General features: G+C 62.8%; 20 protein-coding genes and 1 tRNA gene. 10 read left to right on the top strand and 11 right to left on the bottom strand.

The genetic code is table 11. The features are described from left to right. Window positions 1–83 precede the first annotated feature (83 nt). The 9 genes from cysS (at window position 84) to ASC83_RS24010 (ending at window position 9,126) form a co-directional block, all read left to right on the top strand. Window positions 84–1,469 carry a cysteine--tRNA ligase gene (gene cysS, locus ASC83_RS16265; protein ID WP_056064657.1) on the top strand — a complete coding sequence of 462 codons (1,386 nt, stop codon included), beginning with the start codon at window positions 84–86 and terminating at the stop codon, window positions 1,467–1,469. A 47-nt stretch (window positions 1,470–1,516) separates the two neighbouring features. Then, on the top strand, window positions 1,517–2,191 hold the full coding sequence (locus tag ASC83_RS16260; protein ID WP_056064654.1) for a DNA-3-methyladenine glycosylase: 675 nt from the start codon (window positions 1,517–1,519) through the stop codon (window positions 2,189–2,191). Window positions 2,192–2,269: 78 nt separating this feature from the next. Then, a complete protein-coding gene (locus ASC83_RS16255; RefSeq protein ID WP_056064651.1) occupies window positions 2,270–3,247 on the top strand; it encodes an acetyl-CoA carboxylase carboxyltransferase subunit alpha in 978 nt (325 codons plus the stop codon). 200 nt (window positions 3,248–3,447) lie between these two features. Continuing rightward, on the top strand, window positions 3,448–5,298 hold the full coding sequence (locus ASC83_RS16250; RefSeq protein ID WP_056065163.1) for a methyl-accepting chemotaxis protein: 1,851 nt from the start codon (window positions 3,448–3,450) through the stop codon (window positions 5,296–5,298). A 165-nt stretch (window positions 5,299–5,463) separates the two neighbouring features. Beyond that, complete coding sequence (gene tilS, locus ASC83_RS16245; protein WP_056064649.1) at window positions 5,464–6,414, top strand: tRNA lysidine(34) synthetase TilS; 951 nt, start codon at window positions 5,464–5,466, stop codon at window positions 6,412–6,414. Window positions 6,415–6,756: 342 nt separating this feature from the next. Further along, window positions 6,757–6,849: transfer RNA gene (locus tag ASC83_RS16240), tRNA-Ser, on the top strand. A 190-nt stretch (window positions 6,850–7,039) separates the two neighbouring features. Continuing rightward, window positions 7,040–7,585 carry a tyrosine-type recombinase/integrase gene (locus ASC83_RS24555; RefSeq protein ID WP_369816983.1) on the top strand — a complete coding sequence of 182 codons (546 nt, stop codon included), beginning with the start codon at window positions 7,040–7,042 and terminating at the stop codon, window positions 7,583–7,585. Window positions 7,586–7,702: 117 nt separating this feature from the next. Next, window positions 7,703–8,260, top strand: a complete 558-nt coding sequence (locus tag ASC83_RS24550) for a tyrosine-type recombinase/integrase (RefSeq protein WP_369816982.1) — start codon at window positions 7,703–7,705, stop codon at window positions 8,258–8,260. A gap of 104 nt (window positions 8,261–8,364) precedes the next feature. Beyond that, window positions 8,365–9,126 carry a hypothetical protein gene (locus ASC83_RS24010; protein WP_156379525.1) on the top strand — a complete coding sequence of 254 codons (762 nt, stop codon included), beginning with the start codon at window positions 8,365–8,367 and terminating at the stop codon, window positions 9,124–9,126. Between the two features lie 24 nt (window positions 9,127–9,150). Here the strand turns inward: ASC83_RS24010 and ASC83_RS16230 are convergent, their stop codons facing one another. The 11 genes from ASC83_RS16230 to ASC83_RS16185 all read right to left on the bottom strand — a co-directional run bounded on the left by ASC83_RS16230 (window position 9,151) and on the right by ASC83_RS16185 (window position 15,040). Next, window positions 9,151–9,342, bottom strand: coding sequence for an AlpA family transcriptional regulator (locus tag ASC83_RS16230; protein ID WP_056064647.1), 192 nt, complete (start codon window positions 9,340–9,342; stop codon window positions 9,151–9,153). Window positions 9,343–9,345: 3 nt separating this feature from the next. Beyond that, window positions 9,346–9,636, bottom strand: a complete 291-nt coding sequence (locus tag ASC83_RS16225) for a DUF4406 domain-containing protein (protein WP_056064642.1) — start codon at window positions 9,634–9,636, stop codon at window positions 9,346–9,348. An 11-nt stretch (window positions 9,637–9,647) separates the two neighbouring features. Next, complete coding sequence (locus ASC83_RS24005; RefSeq protein WP_156379524.1) at window positions 9,648–9,863, bottom strand: hypothetical protein; 216 nt, start codon at window positions 9,861–9,863, stop codon at window positions 9,648–9,650. 205 nt (window positions 9,864–10,068) lie between these two features. Next, window positions 10,069–10,338, bottom strand: coding sequence for a hypothetical protein (locus tag ASC83_RS24165; protein ID WP_200938944.1), 270 nt, complete (start codon window positions 10,336–10,338; stop codon window positions 10,069–10,071). Between the two features lie 65 nt (window positions 10,339–10,403). Beyond that, window positions 10,404–10,679, bottom strand: a complete 276-nt coding sequence (locus ASC83_RS24160) for a hypothetical protein (RefSeq protein WP_200938943.1) — start codon at window positions 10,677–10,679, stop codon at window positions 10,404–10,406. 179 nt (window positions 10,680–10,858) lie between these two features. Continuing rightward, window positions 10,859–11,533, bottom strand: coding sequence for a hypothetical protein (locus ASC83_RS24000; RefSeq protein WP_156379523.1), 675 nt, complete (start codon window positions 11,531–11,533; stop codon window positions 10,859–10,861). A 239-nt stretch (window positions 11,534–11,772) separates the two neighbouring features. Next, complete coding sequence (locus ASC83_RS16205) at window positions 11,773–11,982, bottom strand: hypothetical protein (protein ID WP_056064630.1); 210 nt, start codon at window positions 11,980–11,982, stop codon at window positions 11,773–11,775. Beyond that, window positions 11,976–12,230 carry a hypothetical protein gene (locus ASC83_RS16200; RefSeq protein ID WP_156379522.1) on the bottom strand — a complete coding sequence of 85 codons (255 nt, stop codon included), beginning with the start codon at window positions 12,228–12,230 and terminating at the stop codon, window positions 11,976–11,978. Before ASC83_RS16200 ends, ASC83_RS16205 begins: the two co-directional genes overlap by 7 nt. Window positions 12,231–12,471: 241 nt before the next feature. Continuing rightward, window positions 12,472–12,903: an RNA-binding S4 domain-containing protein gene (locus ASC83_RS16195; protein WP_056064624.1), complete on the bottom strand. Its 432-nt coding sequence runs from the start codon at window positions 12,901–12,903 to the stop codon at window positions 12,472–12,474. Window positions 12,904–12,920: 17 nt separating this feature from the next. Continuing rightward, window positions 12,921–14,360 carry a sensor histidine kinase gene (locus tag ASC83_RS16190; RefSeq protein WP_056064621.1) on the bottom strand — a complete coding sequence of 480 codons (1,440 nt, stop codon included), beginning with the start codon at window positions 14,358–14,360 and terminating at the stop codon, window positions 12,921–12,923. Beyond that, on the bottom strand, window positions 14,357–15,040 hold the full coding sequence (locus ASC83_RS16185; protein ID WP_056065161.1) for a response regulator transcription factor: 684 nt from the start codon (window positions 15,038–15,040) through the stop codon (window positions 14,357–14,359). Before ASC83_RS16185 ends, ASC83_RS16190 begins: the two co-directional genes overlap by 4 nt. A gap of 129 nt (window positions 15,041–15,169) precedes the next feature. On the opposite strand from ASC83_RS16185, the gene ASC83_RS16180 reads away from it, so the two are divergent. Continuing rightward, on the top strand, window positions 15,170–16,129 hold the full coding sequence (locus ASC83_RS16180) for a tripartite tricarboxylate transporter substrate binding protein (RefSeq protein WP_056064618.1): 960 nt from the start codon (window positions 15,170–15,172) through the stop codon (window positions 16,127–16,129). Window positions 16,130–16,201 lie beyond the last annotated feature (72 nt).

Here is a 16,201-nt window from a genome sequence, read left to right as displayed (position 1 = left end):
CCTGTCAAGGGCCGAGTTCCGCTGCTGCCGGGTGAGTTTCTTTGCCTCGCCCACCCCATCAAGTCTCCCGTTACTGAAATCCCATGAGTTTGCGCATCTACAACACGCTGTCGCGTGCATTGGAAGACTTTTCCCCGCTCGAACCTGGCCATGTGCGCATGTATGTGTGCGGCATGACCATTTATGACCTGTGCCATATCGGCCACGCGCGGATGATGATGGCGTTCGACGTGGTACAGCGCTGGCTCAAGGCCAGCGGCCTGCGCGTGACCTACGTGCGCAACATCACCGACATCGACGACAAGATCATCAAGCGCGCGCTGGAGCGGGGCATCACCATCCGTCAGCTCACCGACGAGATGATTGCCGCGATGCACCAGGACATCGGCCTGCTGGGCATCGAGCAACCGTCGGTGGAGCCGCGTGCCACTGAATACGTGCCGCAGATGCTCTCGCTGATCGGTCAGCTGGAGGGCAAGGGCCTGGCCTACCGTGCGAGCAACGGCGACGTGAACTACTCGGTGCGCAAGTTCGATGGCTACGGCAAGCTCTCGGGTAAGTCGCTGGACGAGCTGCGCGCCGGCGAGCGGGTGGCCGTGCTGGACGGCAAGGAAGACCCGCTCGACTTTGTGCTGTGGAAGTCCGCCAAGCCCGAGGAGCCGCCCGAGGCCAAGTGGGACAGCGCTTTTGGTGCTGGCCGCCCCGGCTGGCACATCGAATGCTCGGCCATGAGCTGCGCCACGCTGGGCGAGACCTTCGACATCCACGGCGGCGGCGCAGACCTGCAGTTCCCCCACCACGAGAACGAAATCGCCCAGAGTGAAGGTGCCACGGGCAAACCGCTGGCCAAGTTCTGGGTGCACAACGGCTTTGTGCGTGTGGACAACGAGAAGATGTCCAAGAGCCTGGGCAACTTCTTCACCATCCGCGACGTGCTCAAGACGTACGACGCAGAAACCGTGCGCTTTTTCATCGTCCGCGCCCACTACCGCAGTGCGCTGAACTACAGCGATGCGCACCTGGATGACGCGCGCCAGGCGCTCAAGCGGCTGTACACCGCGCTGAGCCTGGTGACTCCCGCACAAGAAACCACTTCTATCGACTGGACCAACCCTTACGCGGCCCGCTTCAAGGCCGCAATGGACGAGGACTTTGGCACTCCCGAGGCCGTGGCCGTGCTGTTTGACCTGGCCAGCGAGGTCAACAAGACCCGCTCCGTCGAGCTGGCGGGGTTGCTCCAGGCGCTGGGTGGCTGCCTGGGGATCTTGCAGGGTGACCCCAAGGCTTTTCTTCAGTCCGGGGCCGCCGGTGTGGATGAGTCTGAGATTCAGGCACAGATTGCTGCCCGGGCCGCAGCCAAGGCGGCCAAGAACTTTGCCGAGGCCGACCGCATCCGCAACCACTTGCTGGCTCAGGGCATCGTGCTCAAGGACTCTGCCGCCGGCACCACATGGGAAGCTGCCCAATGAGCATTGTTTTGATGCTAAATATGCCAGTAGTGCAGGTGGAATAAGCGGTGGCAGCTTCTAAAAAGATAGCGGGTGACGCTGTGGCGCCGTCGCTGGTGCTGGCCACGCCCGACTACTGGGCCGAGGCCTGCAAGCACCTGGTGAAAAAAGACCGGGTGATGAAGCGCCTGATCCCGCAGTTTGGCGACGCCGCGCTGCAGACCAAGGGCGACCCCTTCATCACGCTGGCGCGTTCCATCGTGGGCCAGCAGGTGTCCGTGGCTTCGGCGCAGGTCGTGTGGGAGCGTTTTGTGGCGCTGCTGCCGCGCGGCATGAAGCCCGCCAGCGTGCTCAAGCTCAAGATCGATGACATGCGGGCCGCAGGCCTTTCGGCCCGCAAAGTGGACTACCTGGTGGACCTGGCCATGCACTTTGAGGGCGGCAAGCTGCACGTCAAGGACTGGGCCGCCATGGATGACGAGGCCATCATTGCCGAGCTGGTGGCCATCCGTGGCATCGGCCGATGGACGGCCGAGATGTTTTTGATCTTCTATTTGATGCGACCCAATGTTTTGCCCCTCGATGACGTGGGGTTGATCAGCGGGATCAGCCAGAATTACTTCTCTGGCGACCCGGTGAGCCGCAGCGACGCCCGTGAGGTGGCCGAGGCCTGGAAGCCCTGGTGCAGCGTCGCGACTTGGTATATTTGGCGGTCTCTGGACCCCCTGCCTGTAACCTATTGACACCACTGCAGGCACGCCGGTTACAGTGCGTGCCATTCGTGGCAACCCCGCCGGGTGCGATCCCCAAGGAGAAAAACGTTGGCGAAAAAGACCTTTCTGGATTTCGAACAGCCCATCGCCGAGCTGGAGTCCAAAATTGAAGAACTGCGCTACGTGCAGACCGAGAGTGCCGTCGATATCTCGGAAGAGATCGACCAGCTGAGCAAGAAGAGCCAGCAGCTCACCAAAGACATTTACAGCGAACTGTCGCCCTGGCAGATCACCAAGATCGCCCGCCACCCTGAGCGTCCCTACACGCTCGACTACGTGCGCGACATCTTCACCGACTTCGTCGAGCTGCACGGCGACCGCCACTACGCGGACGACTTGTCCATCGTGGGCGGCCTCGCGCGCTTCAACGGCCACGCCTGCATGGTGCTGGGCCATCAGAAGGGCCGCGACACGAAGGAGCGCGCCATGCGCAACTTTGGCATGAGCAAGCCCGAGGGCTATCGCAAGGCCCTGCGCCTGATGAAGACGGCCGAGAAATTCAAGCTGCCCGTGTTTACCTTTGTGGACACGCCCGGCGCCTACCCGGGCATTGACGCCGAAGAGCGCGGCCAGTCCGAGGCCATTGGCCGCAACATCTTCGAGATGGCGCAGCTCGAAGTACCCATCATCACCACCATCATTGGCGAAGGCGGCTCCGGCGGCGCCTTGGCCATCAGCGTGGCCGATCAGGTCGTGATGCTGCAGTACGCCATCTACTCGGTCATCAGCCCCGAAGGCTGCGCGTCCATCCTCTGGAAGACCAGCGAGAAGGCGCAAGAGGCGGCTGACGCCCTGGGCATCACCGCCCATCGCCTCAAGGCCCTGGGTCTGGTGGACAAGATCGTGAGCGAGCCTGTGGGCGGCGCTCACCGTGACCACAAGCAGATGGCTGCCTTCCTCAAGCGCGCTTTGGGTGATGCCTTCCGCCAGGTGGCAGACCTCAAGACCAAAGACTTGCTGGACCGTCGCTACGAGCGTCTGCAGAGCTACGGCCGCTTTAGCGACACCAAGGCGGACGCCCGCTGAGCCCGCTGAGGGCAGGTTCTGGCCTGTCGTTGCTGGCAATGAATGCACCAGCTTGGTGCGGTTCCAACGGCCCTTCGGGGCCGTTGTTGTTTTTCTGGCCGACTCCTTACAGGGGCGCACAAACCCGCACTGGCGCATGGACTGCTACCGGATGTAACATGCCCGTAGACCGCCTGCGCGGGCGGTTCAAGGAGGGCTTCATGTCGCTTCTGAAGACGCTCAAGGGCCAGATCCTGGTCCTCTCCGCCACCTGCATGGTGGCTGCCCTGATGGTGTTGACGTTGGTCAACTACCTGTCGGCGCGTGCACAGGCGCAGGTTTCGCTGGCCGAAGAGGGCATGGCGACCGCCAAGAGCCATGCAGAAACCATCGAGGAGTGGGCGCGGGCCAAGGCCACGATCATTGCGGCCTCCGTCGCCGCCTTTGAAGATCCCGAACCTGCCAAGTCACTGGCCATGCTGCGCGACGCGGGCAAGTTCAGCACGGCGTACTTTGGCTACGCGGACAAGAAGTACGTTTTTTCAGAGACTCGCAGCCTGCCCGCCGACTACGACCCCACCGCACGTCCCTGGTACAAGCAGGCCGCGCAAGCGGGCGGGTCTGTGGTCACGCCGCCCTACATCTCGGCGTCCGACCAAAAGCTGGTGGTGACTTTTGCGACCCCGGTGGGCGCCGGCGCAGCGCTCAAAGGCGTGGCGGCTGGTGATGTTTACATGGAGTCAGTGGTTGCCAATGTGGCTTCCATCCAGCCCACGCCACAGAGTTTCGGGTTTCTGGTGTCTGCCGACGGCAAGATCATCGCCCACCGCGACCAGGCGCTGACCCTCAAGCCCATCGCAGATTTGTCCAAGGACCTCGTGATCGACAAGCTGCTCGCTGCATCCAAGGACAAAAGCTTGCTGCAGGCGGACATTGCGTCGCGCAGCCGGTTACTCAGCGTGGTGCCGATCGCGGGCACCTCATGGATGCTGGTGGTGGCCCTGGATGAAAGCGAGGCCATGGCACCGATCCGGGCCATGCTGGCCACATCGCTGATCTCCAGCGTTTTGGTGTTGGTGGTGGCCGTAGGGCTGCTGGGCGTGGTTCTGACGCGGCGCCTGCGCCAGCTCACGCTGGTGCGTGACGCGATGCATGAAATCGGCGCCGGTGATGGCGACCTGTCGCGCCGCATCGACGCCCACGGTGAGGACGAGCTGGCCCAGATCGCTGGTAGCTTCAATAGCTTTGCGGGCAAGCTCTCCGGTGTGCTCTCGCAGATCCGTGACGCCAGCAGCTCGGTACGCGTGGCCGCCGAAGAGATTGCCACCGGCAACCATGACCTGAGCGGGCGCACCGAACTCACGGCATCCAGCCTGCAACAGACGTCAGCCTCCATGCAGCAGCTGACCGAGACCGTCCGGCACAACGCAGACTCGGCACGCCAAGCCAACCAGCTGGTAGCCCAGGCGTCCAGCGTGGCGCAACATGGTGGGCAGGTGGTGGGCAATGTGGTGACCACCATGGACCAGATCAATGCGGCCTCGCGCAAGATCAACGACATCATTGGCGTCATCGACGGCATTGCCTTCCAGACCAACATCCTTGCGCTCAATGCTGCGGTGGAAGCCGCCCGCGCGGGCGAGCAGGGCAGGGGCTTTGCGGTGGTGGCAGGCGAGGTGCGCAGCCTCGCCCAGCGCAGCGCCGAGGCTGCACGCGAGATCAAGACCCTGATCAATACCTCGGTCGAGCAGGTGGAAAACGGCTCGCGGCTGGTGCACGACGCGGGCACTACCATGACCGAGATCGTGACCTCGGTGCAGCGTGTGACGGACATCATGGCCGAGATCACGGCGTCCACCAATGAGCAAAGCACCAGCATCAACGAGGTCGGCCAGGCCGTGGCCCAACTCGACCAGATGACCCAGCAGAACGCAGCGCTGGTGGAGGAGAGCGCTGCTGCGGCACAGAGCCTCAAGGACCAGTCGGTGCGGCTGTCGGAGGTGGTGGGCACCTTCCGCCTGTCCACCGACCCTGCCCACGCTGCGCCGCGGCTGTCATCGCCGGGCGGTTAAGTTGCCAGGGGCGGGGCGGCGCCCCCCATGCACCTTACTGCCGGAGTGCAGGGCACCGTGATAATCGGCGCCCATGCGCCGCCATTTCTCCCTCGTTCTCTACGCCCTCCGGGCACGTCCGGCGGTTGCGACGGGTCCAGGTGCAGGGCCTGAAGGGCGGATGCGATGACGCAATCAATGGACGCCGCCCTGCGGGCCTTTGCGCCCGCGTTGCCGATGGCCGTGGCGTTGAGCGGGGGCGCAGACTCGACCGCATTGCTGTTGGGCTGTGCACGCCGCTGGCCCGGGCAGGTGCTGGCCATCCATGTGCACCATGGGCTGCAGGCGGCTGCCGATGGGTTTGAGCAGCATTGCGTGGCCTTGTGTAGCAAGCTGGGCGTGCCCTTGCGTGTGCTGCGGCTGGACGCGCGCCCCGCGCCCGGCCAGAGCCCCGAGGATGCCGCTCGGCAAGCCAGATACCAGGCTTTGACGGCAGTAGCGCTAGAAGATCATGCCTTGGGTGCTATTCAATCCATAGCAATTGCACAGCACGCCGACGATCAGGCCGAAACCCTTTTGCTCGCCCTGTCGCGCGGAGCGGGCGTGGCCGGCCTGGCCGCCATGCCCGCCCATTGGACGCGTGCTGGTCTGGTCTGGCACCGCCCCTTGTTGCAGGTGTCATCGGCGGACGTACGCGATTGGTTGAAGGCACAAGGCCAGGCGTGGGTGGAAGACCCCACCAATTCCGATGAGCGCTTCACGCGCAACCGCATTCGGGCGCAACTGCTGCCTGCGCTGCATGCCGCATTCCCGTCCTTTCGCGATACCTTTGCACGGTCGGCCGCCAATGCTGCCCAGGCTGCCGAGCTGCTGCACGAGATGGCACAGCAGGACCTGTCCTTGGTGGGCGTGCCCCCCGGTATCAAGGCGCTGCAGAGGCTCACCCGCGCCCGCCAGGCCAACGTGGTGCGCCACTGGCTGCGCCATGCCCACCAAACCACCCCGGGAGCCGCGCAATTGGGCGAGCTGCTGGATCAGATCCAGGCCTGTACCACACGGGGTCACCACATCCGCATCAAGGTAGGAAGCGGCTTTGTCGTGCGGTCTGGTCTCACGCTGGAATGGCTCAGGCCGTAGCTCTCTGGTGTCTTTTTGCCCGCGTCACGGGGCGACACCCACAAATACGGGAGTAAACCGCCGCATCCGGCACGTTGGCCAATCGCGAAGATTGCCAGCTCTATGAGCTTGGTGCGTCCAATAGAAAGCCCGAGTCCGTCCTTGCCCCCTGTCCAACAGGCTCAACACACAAGCCATCCGCGCTCGAATGGCCTCCATATGCGACATCAAAACTTGGGCGGCAATCGGCAAAAAAGTGACGCCTGCTATCAGCGCCCGGCGTGCACGAGGACTTTGGACCAGCCCACCTATGCTGTTGCAACCAGCGGAACAGCCCCTGAAATGAGGCATAATAGCGGGATTGGAAACGTGACCGAGTGGCCGAAGGTGCTCCCCTGCTAAGGGAGTATGGGGTGTAGAGCCTCATCGAGGGTTCGAATCCCTCCGTTTCCGCCAGAGCTAAAAAAACCCGCCCTAAACCAGCGGGTTTTTTTACGTCTGTGCTCTGCGTTGACCCCATATAAAACAACGTGGTACGCTCCATTTCATGGAGTTTTATACAGTGCTTTCGCAGCGCGTAATCAACCAGTTCCCGCGCTCAATTCAAATTTTTTGGGCCTACATGATGGCCTACAGAAATTGAGCCATGCCGAAGCGAATCCTTGAGATGACGGCGCTGGAGGTTTCCAGGTTGCGCGTGGAAGGCTCGCACGCTGTGGGCGGGGTCAGCGGCTTGTATCTGCGGATTGAAGGCGGGTCGCGCGCCTGGGTGCTGCGGTATGTGCACATGCGCCAGCGCAGGCGCATGGGCCTGGGCAGCTATCCCGGTGTGACGCTGGCTTCAGCACGCGAGGCAGCGTGCTCAGCGCTGGGGCAGCGTGCTGCAGGCATCGATCCCATTAAGTCGCGCCAGGACGAGCGGGAGGCCGCCCGATTGGCAGCAGCCCAGCGGCTGGAGTTCGACAAGGCTGCCGATGCCTTCATCACTGAACACGAGAGTACCTGGCGCAACGCCAAGCACGCGCAGCAGTGGCGCAACACCCTCACCACCTACGCATCGCCGCACTTTGGCAGGCTGTCTGTCTCCGAGATTGAACAGTCACACGTCCTGCGCGCACTCGCACCCATCTGGAAGACCAAAACTGAAACCGCTACGCGAGTGCGAGGGCGTATTGAACAGGTGCTGGATTAGGCCACAGCCCACGGCCACCGTGCGGGCCCCAATCCAGCGCGCTGGCGCGGGCAGCTGGAGCACATCCTGGCCAATCCGGAAAAGGTCGCGCCAGTCAAACATCGCCCAGCTGTGCCCGTGGCCGATCTGCCGGCCGTGTACCAGCAAATTGCCGCGGTGAGCGGCCAAAGTGCCCGCGCGCTGAGCTTCTTGATTTTGACCGCAGTGCGCTCGGGCGAGGTGCGCGGCATGGTCTGGAGCGAGGTCGATCTGGAAGCTGCTATATGGATCATTCCAGCTGAGCGCATGAAGGCAAATCGGGAACACCGCGTGCCACTTTCGCGGCAGGCAGTTGCGCTGCGGCGCATTCAAGAGACTGAGCGCGAGGAGCTGGTGGAGCACGTATTTCCCAGCAACCGCAAAGGGCCACTCTCGGATATGGCATTCAACGCCCTTATGCGCCGTCACCAAATGGCCGCTGTGCCCCATGGATTCCGCTCCACCTTCAGGGACTGGGCGGGGGAGACAACCAATCACCCGAGAGATGCTGTGGAGCTCTGCTTGGCGCACACCATCGATACCAAAACGGAAGCTGCCTATCGTCGCGCCGACATGCTCGAAAAGCGCTTTGTGATCATGCAGGACTGGGCGGATTTTGCTACCTCAGAAGGCGTAACACCACGCATGAATGACTGAAACAATCCGCTACATTTGTGCCTTCTTTTTTGAGCTACCGAAGGTATATGCGTCTGTTTTTTATCCTTGGACTGGTATCCGTTTTTCTCACAGGCTGCACCGCTATGACAGTGGACACTGCCACAACTCAACAGGCGCGCTCCTCCGCATCTGCACTAGGCGGTAAGACGGCTCCTGAGTTTTCAGCGATGTCAGCTGAGGCCGTTACCGAAGACGACAATTGGGGCAATTTCGGTATCTTGTGGAGGTTCAAATCTGTGCTGAGCTCCACCAGGGATGCAGACGGCCTGACCCGTGACGTCGCTACCGAGACTGGCATCAAGGGTCCGGCGCATGTCACGGAATATAAAAGTTCGACGCTTTGTGGCCTCTCCACGCTTGAACAAGCTGTTCGACGCGTTTCGACCTCCGAAACTATGGCCTTTTTTCCAATGGCAGGCGCACTTGTTCCCGTTAATGTGGACGCGATAGCTTCTCCATCTGCGCTCAAGGTGGCAACAACCTTTGAATCACGCACCCCAGAGGTTTGCTCGCCTGTATTGGGCAAAGAACTTCATTACAAGGTTGCTGGTCAAGCCGAAACCGTAACGCCGGGCCTCGTGGGAACAATGCGTCTCAACGCCCCTTACATGGACGAAGCCACATGCACTACCGAGCCTGTGCCTGAGAACCTCAGCTACCTGAAATCAGTTGGCGCCACCCTCATCGCAAAGTGCACACACGTCGCTCAAGGAAAGGCGCAGCGGCCAACTGCGTCTGAGCACGTTTATTTGCCCCAATCTGGTCGGTTCTTGCCGCTCCGGTTTGAATATTCGCCACGCTCTACAAGAACGTACGAGTACACATCTATCCGTTTCTCCAAATGAGTTGACGGTCGATAGCGTCCTGGCCTATTCAGCCCTCGTCCATCCTTGTGGGCACTGTTGTAGCCAAGCCAAGACTTCTGCGACCAGCCAAAACAGCTTCGCCCCCATCTTCCGGGGCGGCGGAAATCCGCGCTGCTCAATTAACGCCCGCAGCGTGTTCTCCACAATGCCCAGCTCTTCCAGGAGCTGGGCCTTGTTCATGATGATCTGGCCCATGTGTCAGCCCTCCGGGTTGATGATCTGAAAGCCCGGGCCAACCGCCAGCCCGTGCTCCACCTTCGCCCCGCGCGACTTCTCCCAGCCGGGCAGCAGGTACACCGTATCGCAAGTCACCAGCCGCGCAATGTCCATGCGCATGCAGTCCAGCCACTGGGCCTTGGGGTCTGCGTTGATCTCGGCGGGGTTCTCCATGTGGTGGCCCTGGGCACGCAGCGCCGCCGCCGCTGCGTGGAAGGCGGGAAAGTTCAGGTCGGGGTAGCCCGTCATCGGGCCTGCAACGTAGATACGCATGGCGGCCCTCCTTATCGGCTCACTCGCCGGCCCATCACCAGGCTGGGCGGTTGATTTCCCGCGCTGCGGTGCTGCAGTTCGGGGCAGGTGTACGGCTTGCCAGTCTTCCAGCTCATGCTGATGGGCTGTGCGGTGCTGTAGTCCATGCGTTCCGCCTGCCTGATCCGAGCCCAGCGCGATGGCTCAACGGGGTGCGCCAGTGCCGGTGCGTTATTCGGCTTTGCCATGGTTCAGGTCTCCCAGAGGCGGAAACCCTGCTTGCGGATCGGCGTGGTCACGTTGCCATCGTTGAGCAGCACCGCGTCGCAGGCGGGGTTCTGCAGATCAAAGAAAACGCATCTTGCTGATGCCCGTGAGGCCGTTCACCGGCACGTTGGAAATGGTCTTGTGCCAGCCCTCTGTCTGGTCGATGCCCGCGCGCATGCCCAGGGCTTATGCCACGGCGGGCACTTGCACCACTGCATTGGCGGTGGTGCTCCATTTGTTGAAGTTGGGCCAGATAGCCATCGTTCCACGCTTGCCGAATCCATCGACATATGCCAGCGCTTCGCTCACATCGCTGGCGCCGTTGGCGTGCACGTAGGCCGTGGCTCGCAACGCTTCGGCCACAGGCCGGGTGTCCAGGCCGGGGGCGCCCAGGATGCGGGGTTTCACGCCCAGCTCGCTTTCTGCATCCAGGAGCGCCTGAATTCCGGTGCGCACGCTATTCTGGAAGGTGCCCAGCACGTTGCTGGTTTCGTCGGTGGCCTTGTCTTCATCGTCGTCGCCTACGCCGCAGGTACGCGCACGATCACCAGTACGGGCTGCGACTGTTCTGCGATGCAGGCCAGCGCCGTGGCAAGGGAGCCCAATGTGCCGGCCTTGGCCTGCGCCTTAGCAATGCTGGTGGACAGCACGGGCTTGTTGAGGGGGAAGGCGTCGGGGTCGGCGTCGCTGGCCGTGGCTATCAGGCCAATGATGGCCGTGGACACCACGCGGATGCTGTTGGTGCCCTCGGTCAATTCAGTAACGCGCACGCCGTGATGATAGTCTGCAATTGTCATGATTGAGTCCTTTGGAAAGCTGTGGAGCGGCGCAGCGCGCGCGAGCTCCCATGGTGCTTTTCCGCATGCTCAATTGCCAGCGGGTGGAGCTGTGGCTGCGCCAAAGACAAGAAAGCCCGCCAGGCTTAGCCAGGCGGGCTGTGTATAGATTGGTGCGGCTCGTGCCGCTTGGCCTATGTTCAGGGGTAGAGCGCGTAGGGCTGAACTTGAACGCTGCCGCCACCGATGACGAACACCCCTGCAAGGTTGGTAAGCACCTCAGCTTGCAGCGTGACGCGCCCCAGTTCCGCAACTGCCGCCCCCGTTGCGCTATTCACGGAATAGACGATCAACAGCATCTGGCGAGTTGCACTGTCCATCGATGTTGCAACGCGCAGTATGGTGTTGGGTGGAAAGCTACCAATGGTGTTGATGTTGGTAGCACCTGGTGTGCCGTCAGCATTTACTATCCATTGCTCAGATTTGATGATGCCGTTTGATTCGAAGAACACACCGACCCCTCGAAACCAAAGCAGCTGGGTCACTGGGAAGCTGTGGCTAGGGCCTTGTCCTAGCTCTTGCCAAGCTCCATAAGTGTTTGGCGCCGCGTTAAAGCAGATGCCCGCATGGCCGCCGTTGGTAGCCTCCGGCACTATGTCAAAGAAAACGCCCCGTGCACCATTCGTTTGGAGATAGTCCACCCCTACGTTGAAGGATTTGTTCTGTGGTGCGCCCACATACGTGGGGGATGCAGTGATGACCTTGTGAGCTCCCACGGCGAGCCCGGCGCTCTGGGCTTGTACTAGACCAGGAACTGCGGCCATCAGGGGCAGCAGAGTTGCGGATTGCAGAACCTTGCGACGTTGAATAGTCATAAAAAGATCTTCAAAGAGTGATTGATGGAAATGCACGCTCTGGCAGACAGACTCGGGCTATGCGACGGGTTTGGCTAAGAGTCGGTTCCCCCTCTCGGTGCCAAAACATCATGTCACGCGAGGTGTGAAATTCTTGCTATCGGATGACTGCAGATACCTCTTTTACGAAGTGACACGAGCCGGGAAAGAGCAACTGATCGCGCATGCAAAGGCAAGGATTGGCCGCCACAAAAGCAGGTTCACGGCAGCTCCTTCGGATGGATGGGGGTGTCGAGAATTTCCAGCGCGCGGCCTAGCTCGATCAGGCCAACCGATTCCAGGGCGTGCACGCCTTCGCGAGTTTCCGGGGCGTTCAGGTCGATGTGCTGGGCAGCTTTGACCTTGGACAGAGAACGGCGCACTTGCGCGGCTTCCACCGTGGGGCCGATGGATGCCAGGTCAATCAGCACCGCCTCTGGGCCGTGAAGCCCGACAGGAAGGCCTTGCGCGACACGTCGCGGGGCACATGGGGCGATTCTGGCTCGGGCAGTGGCTCGGCGGCCGCGTAGGGCCGCATCACCCAGGTCAGACCGTTCCAGTTCGCGCGTGGCTGGCCCTCGGTGGTGGTCTGCGATGGCGGGGCCATGGGCACGGTGCGTAGCTCGGCGTCAGGCACGCCGCCCACAAACCACCCGTGCGAGTCGTACATAAACGGCAAGGTACACCTCCTCTGCGTCGGGGTTGGTTTCAAAGCGATGGGCTGCAGTAACGCCCGTGCTGGCGGCGTTGAAGATAAGCCCGCCACCGCCCGCTTTCGCGCTGATGGATGGCAACGCCTCGGGGCCGTGCCAGAAGGGTGGCAACCACTTGAACTTGATGCTTGACCGTCGCCAGCAATGCATTCCAGAGGTCGGTGCTGTCGGTGAGCTTCACAGGGACGTAAAGCATTCCTCGCACAGTCACTCGTCGATCGAAGCACTCCACCGGCTGCCCCAATCGCTTCCCTTGTTGCTCACCTTGTCGATCTCGCGGCGGTCGCGTTTGGTTGGGCGACCTTCTTGCAATGTCGCGGCTGGCTCGGGGGCCAAGCGGCGCAGTTCTGCGGCCTTTTCGCGGGCGGCGATGCTGTCAGGGGTTTCTTCGTACAGTTGCTGGGCCACTGGCGCGGGGCCCCGGGCACCGCTCAGGCCCCGTACGAGCACGGTGCGTGCCACGGGGCCCTGGCGCAGCGCTACGGTGTCGCCGCAGCGCAGGTCGCGTGCAGGTTTGGCCAGCTGGCCATTGACAGTGACCCGGCCCTTGCCGATCTCTTCGGTGGCGAGGCTGCGGGTCTTGTAAAAGCGGGCGCACCAGAGCCACTTGTCCAGGCGCATCGTCTCCAAGGTATTCATGGGCGAGATTGTGCCGTCTAGGCCACGGGTGTGCTGTCGGTCAAGGGCGCAGGCAGTGGCAGGCGAACCACGGCGTCCAGCCCTGTCACCTTGTGGCCTTGCACCTGGTTTGTCAGTGTGATGTTGCCTTCCAGGGCCTGCACGATCTCATGGCAAATGGCCAGGCCCAGGCCGCTGCCGGTGCGCACGTCTCCTGCAGAAAAGGGCTGGAACAGGCGTGCCGCCAGCTCGTCATCAATGCCGGGGCCGTGGTCGCTGATCGTCAGCGCCGCATGCCGCCCGTCGCTGCGCAAGTCCACGGTCAACTCACTGCCGGGCGGTGCGTGGCGCACGGCGTTGTGCAGCAGGTTGCGGCTCAGTTCGCGCAGCATCCATTCATGCGATTGCACCAGGGTTGGCTCGGTGTGGATGCCAAAGTCCAGATCGCGCTGAGCAATTAGTGGCGAAATCTCCAGCGCCACGGCACGCAGAATGTCATCAAAGCGGGTGGCTGGTGGAGCGCTTTGTTGGCGCAGCTGCTCCACCTTGGCCAGGGCCAGCATCTGGTTGGCGAGCTGGGTGGCGCGGTCCACGGTGTCGCTGATCTCGTGCAGGGCTTGTTGCGGCTCCACGTCGCCGCGCAGGGCCGATTGCACCTGGGTCTTGAGCACGGCCAGCGGTGTGCGCAGCTGGTGGGAGGCATCGCGCACAAAGCGCTTTTGGTGCCGCAGCAGGTGACGCAGGCGCTGCATGACCTCATTGGTGGCGTCCACCAGCGGCTGCAGCTCGCGTGGGGCGAGCGGGGCCGCGATGGGGCTCAGATCGCCCTCGCGCCGGGCCTGCAGCTGCTGGCTGAGCTGCCGCACGGGCTGGGTGGCGCGCTGCACCACCAACACCACGGTAAAGGCCACCACGGCGATCAACAGCGCCTGTCGCAACAGGGTGTTCCACAGGATCTGCAGTGCCAGGGTTTCGCGCACCTCCAGCGTCTCCGCCACCTGGATCACGGCCATCGCCCGGCCTTCGGAGCTGGCCACCGGTTGCAGCAGCACCGCCACGCGCACATCGCGGTCACGAAATCGGTCATCGTAAAAGTCCACCAGAGCCGCATAGGGAGGGCGGGCAGGGATGCTGCCGTGCCACACCGGCAGTTCCTCAAAGCCCGACACGATCTCGCCCTTAAGGGTCGAAACGCGGTAGAACATCTGGCTCTGGTTGTCGGCCTCAAAGGCCTCTAGGGCCGAATAAGGAACGATGGCGCGCAGCTGCGCTGCGTCGTCAAAGCCTTTCACATCGAGCTGTTCGCTGATGCTTTTGGCGGATGCCAGCAGGGTGCGGTCATACGCGGTGTTGAGCGATGCCAGCGTCTGGTGGTACAGGCTCCAGGTGTTGAAACCGATGAACAGGGCTACAGGCAGCAAGATGCCCAGTAGCAGGCGCCGCCGCAGCGAGTGGTGGCGCACTCCATCCTCGCTCATGCGTCGGCCCGCAGCAGGTAGCCCAGGCCGCGCAGTGTCATCAGGGTCAGGCCTGTGCCCGCCAGCTTCTTGCGCAGCCGGTACACCACGACCTCGATGGCTTCGTACTGCACGTCGAGCTGGCCCGGAAACACCAGCTCATACAGTCGCTCCTTGGTCACGGCATGCCCGGGCTGGGCGAGCAGGGCGTGCATCAGTGCCAGCTCGCGCGGGGTCAGCTCCATCACCTCGCCGTTCAGATACAGCGCGCCACTGTCCTTGTCGTAGCGGATGGCTCCGATCTGCACGGTGCTGGGTGCCAGCGGCGCTACGGCGGGATCTGCACTGCGGCGCACCAGTGCGCGCAGGCGTGCCTCCAGCTCGTCCAGATCGAACGGTTTGGGCAGGTAGTCGTCGGCGCCAGCGTTCAGCCCCACTACGCGGTCGCCCACGGTGCCACGTGCCGTCAGGATCAGTACGGGGGTGCGCAGGCCACGTGATCGCGCCTGCTGCAGCACCTGCAAGCCGTCCAGGCCCGGCAGGGTGAGGTCCAGGATGACGGCGTCGGGCTGCAGGGCGGTCCATTGGCTCAGCGCTGCGCGTCCGTCGCCCACAGCGGTCACTTCCATGCCACGCCGGGTCAGTGCGCGGTGCAGCGTGGCCTGCATGGTGGGGTCGTCTTCTACAAGGAGCAATTGCATGCGCGGCACCATAGCACCGTCTCATTGGGCCGGGTGCATGAGTGTTTTCCCTGAGTCTGAGGACAGCCGTTTGACAGGCAGCGCGCGCATCATCGGGCGGTTCGCAAACCTTATCAGGAGACAGACACCATGCGTCGCGATACCTTTCTGAAATCACTGGCCGCTCTGGCCGCTGCGGGTGCGTTGCCCGTGTCGGCCCAGACGGCAGCGGCCCTCAAGATGATGATTCCCGCCAACCCTGGGGGCGGTTGGGATTCCACCGGTCGCGCGCTGGGCAAGGCGATGCAGGATGCGGGCGCCGCATCGTCGGTGTCCTACGACAACAAGGGCGGCGCAGCGGGCGCGATTGGCCTGGCCCAGTTCGTCAACGCCAGCAAGGGCGATCCGAACGCGCTGATGGTGATGGGCGCCGTGATGCTGGGCGGCATCATCACCGGCAAACCACCGGTGGGCCTGGACAAGGTCACGCCCCTGGCGCGCCTGACCAGCGAATACAACGTGTTTGTGCTGCCCGCCAACTCGCCTTTCAAGACCATGAAGGATGTGGTGGAACAGCTCAAGAAGGACCCCGGCAGCGTGAAGTGGGGTGGCGGCTCGCGCGGCTCTACCGAGCACATTGCCGCCGCCATGATCGCCCGCGAAGTGGGCGTGGACCCCGCCAAGATCAACTACGTGGCGTTCCGTGGGGGCGGTGAGGCCACTGCCGCCATCCTGGGTGGCAACGTGACGGTGGGCGGCAGCGGCTACAGCGAGTTCTCCGAGTACATCTCTGCCGGCAAGATGCGCGCAGTGGGCGTGACCTCGGGCACCCGCCTCAAGGGCGTGAACGTGCCCACGCTCAAGGAGCAGGGCATCAACGTGGAAATCGGCAATTGGCGCGGCGTGTACGGCGCGCCTGGCATCACGCCCGAACAGCGCAAGGCCTTGATCGATGCGCTGGCCAAGACCTTCAAGCACAAGGCCTGGCAGGACGCGATGGAAAAGAACGGCTGGACCCCCGCATGGATGGCCGGCGACGAGTTCGGCAATTTCGTGGATGCCGAGTTCGCCAGCATGCGCGCCACGATGGCCAAGTCCGGAATGATCTGATCCCGAAGCAAGGCGCGGCAGCCGTCATTTCTGCCTCTGGGCAGGCGGCCTGGCCGTGCATTGGTTGGTGCG

The sequence above is a fragment of the Acidovorax sp. Root402 genome (assembly GCF_001425125.1).
Lineage (GTDB): Bacteria > Pseudomonadota > Gammaproteobacteria > Burkholderiales > Burkholderiaceae_C > Acidovorax > Acidovorax delafieldii.
This window is presented reverse-complemented; position numbering and strand designations above follow the sequence as displayed.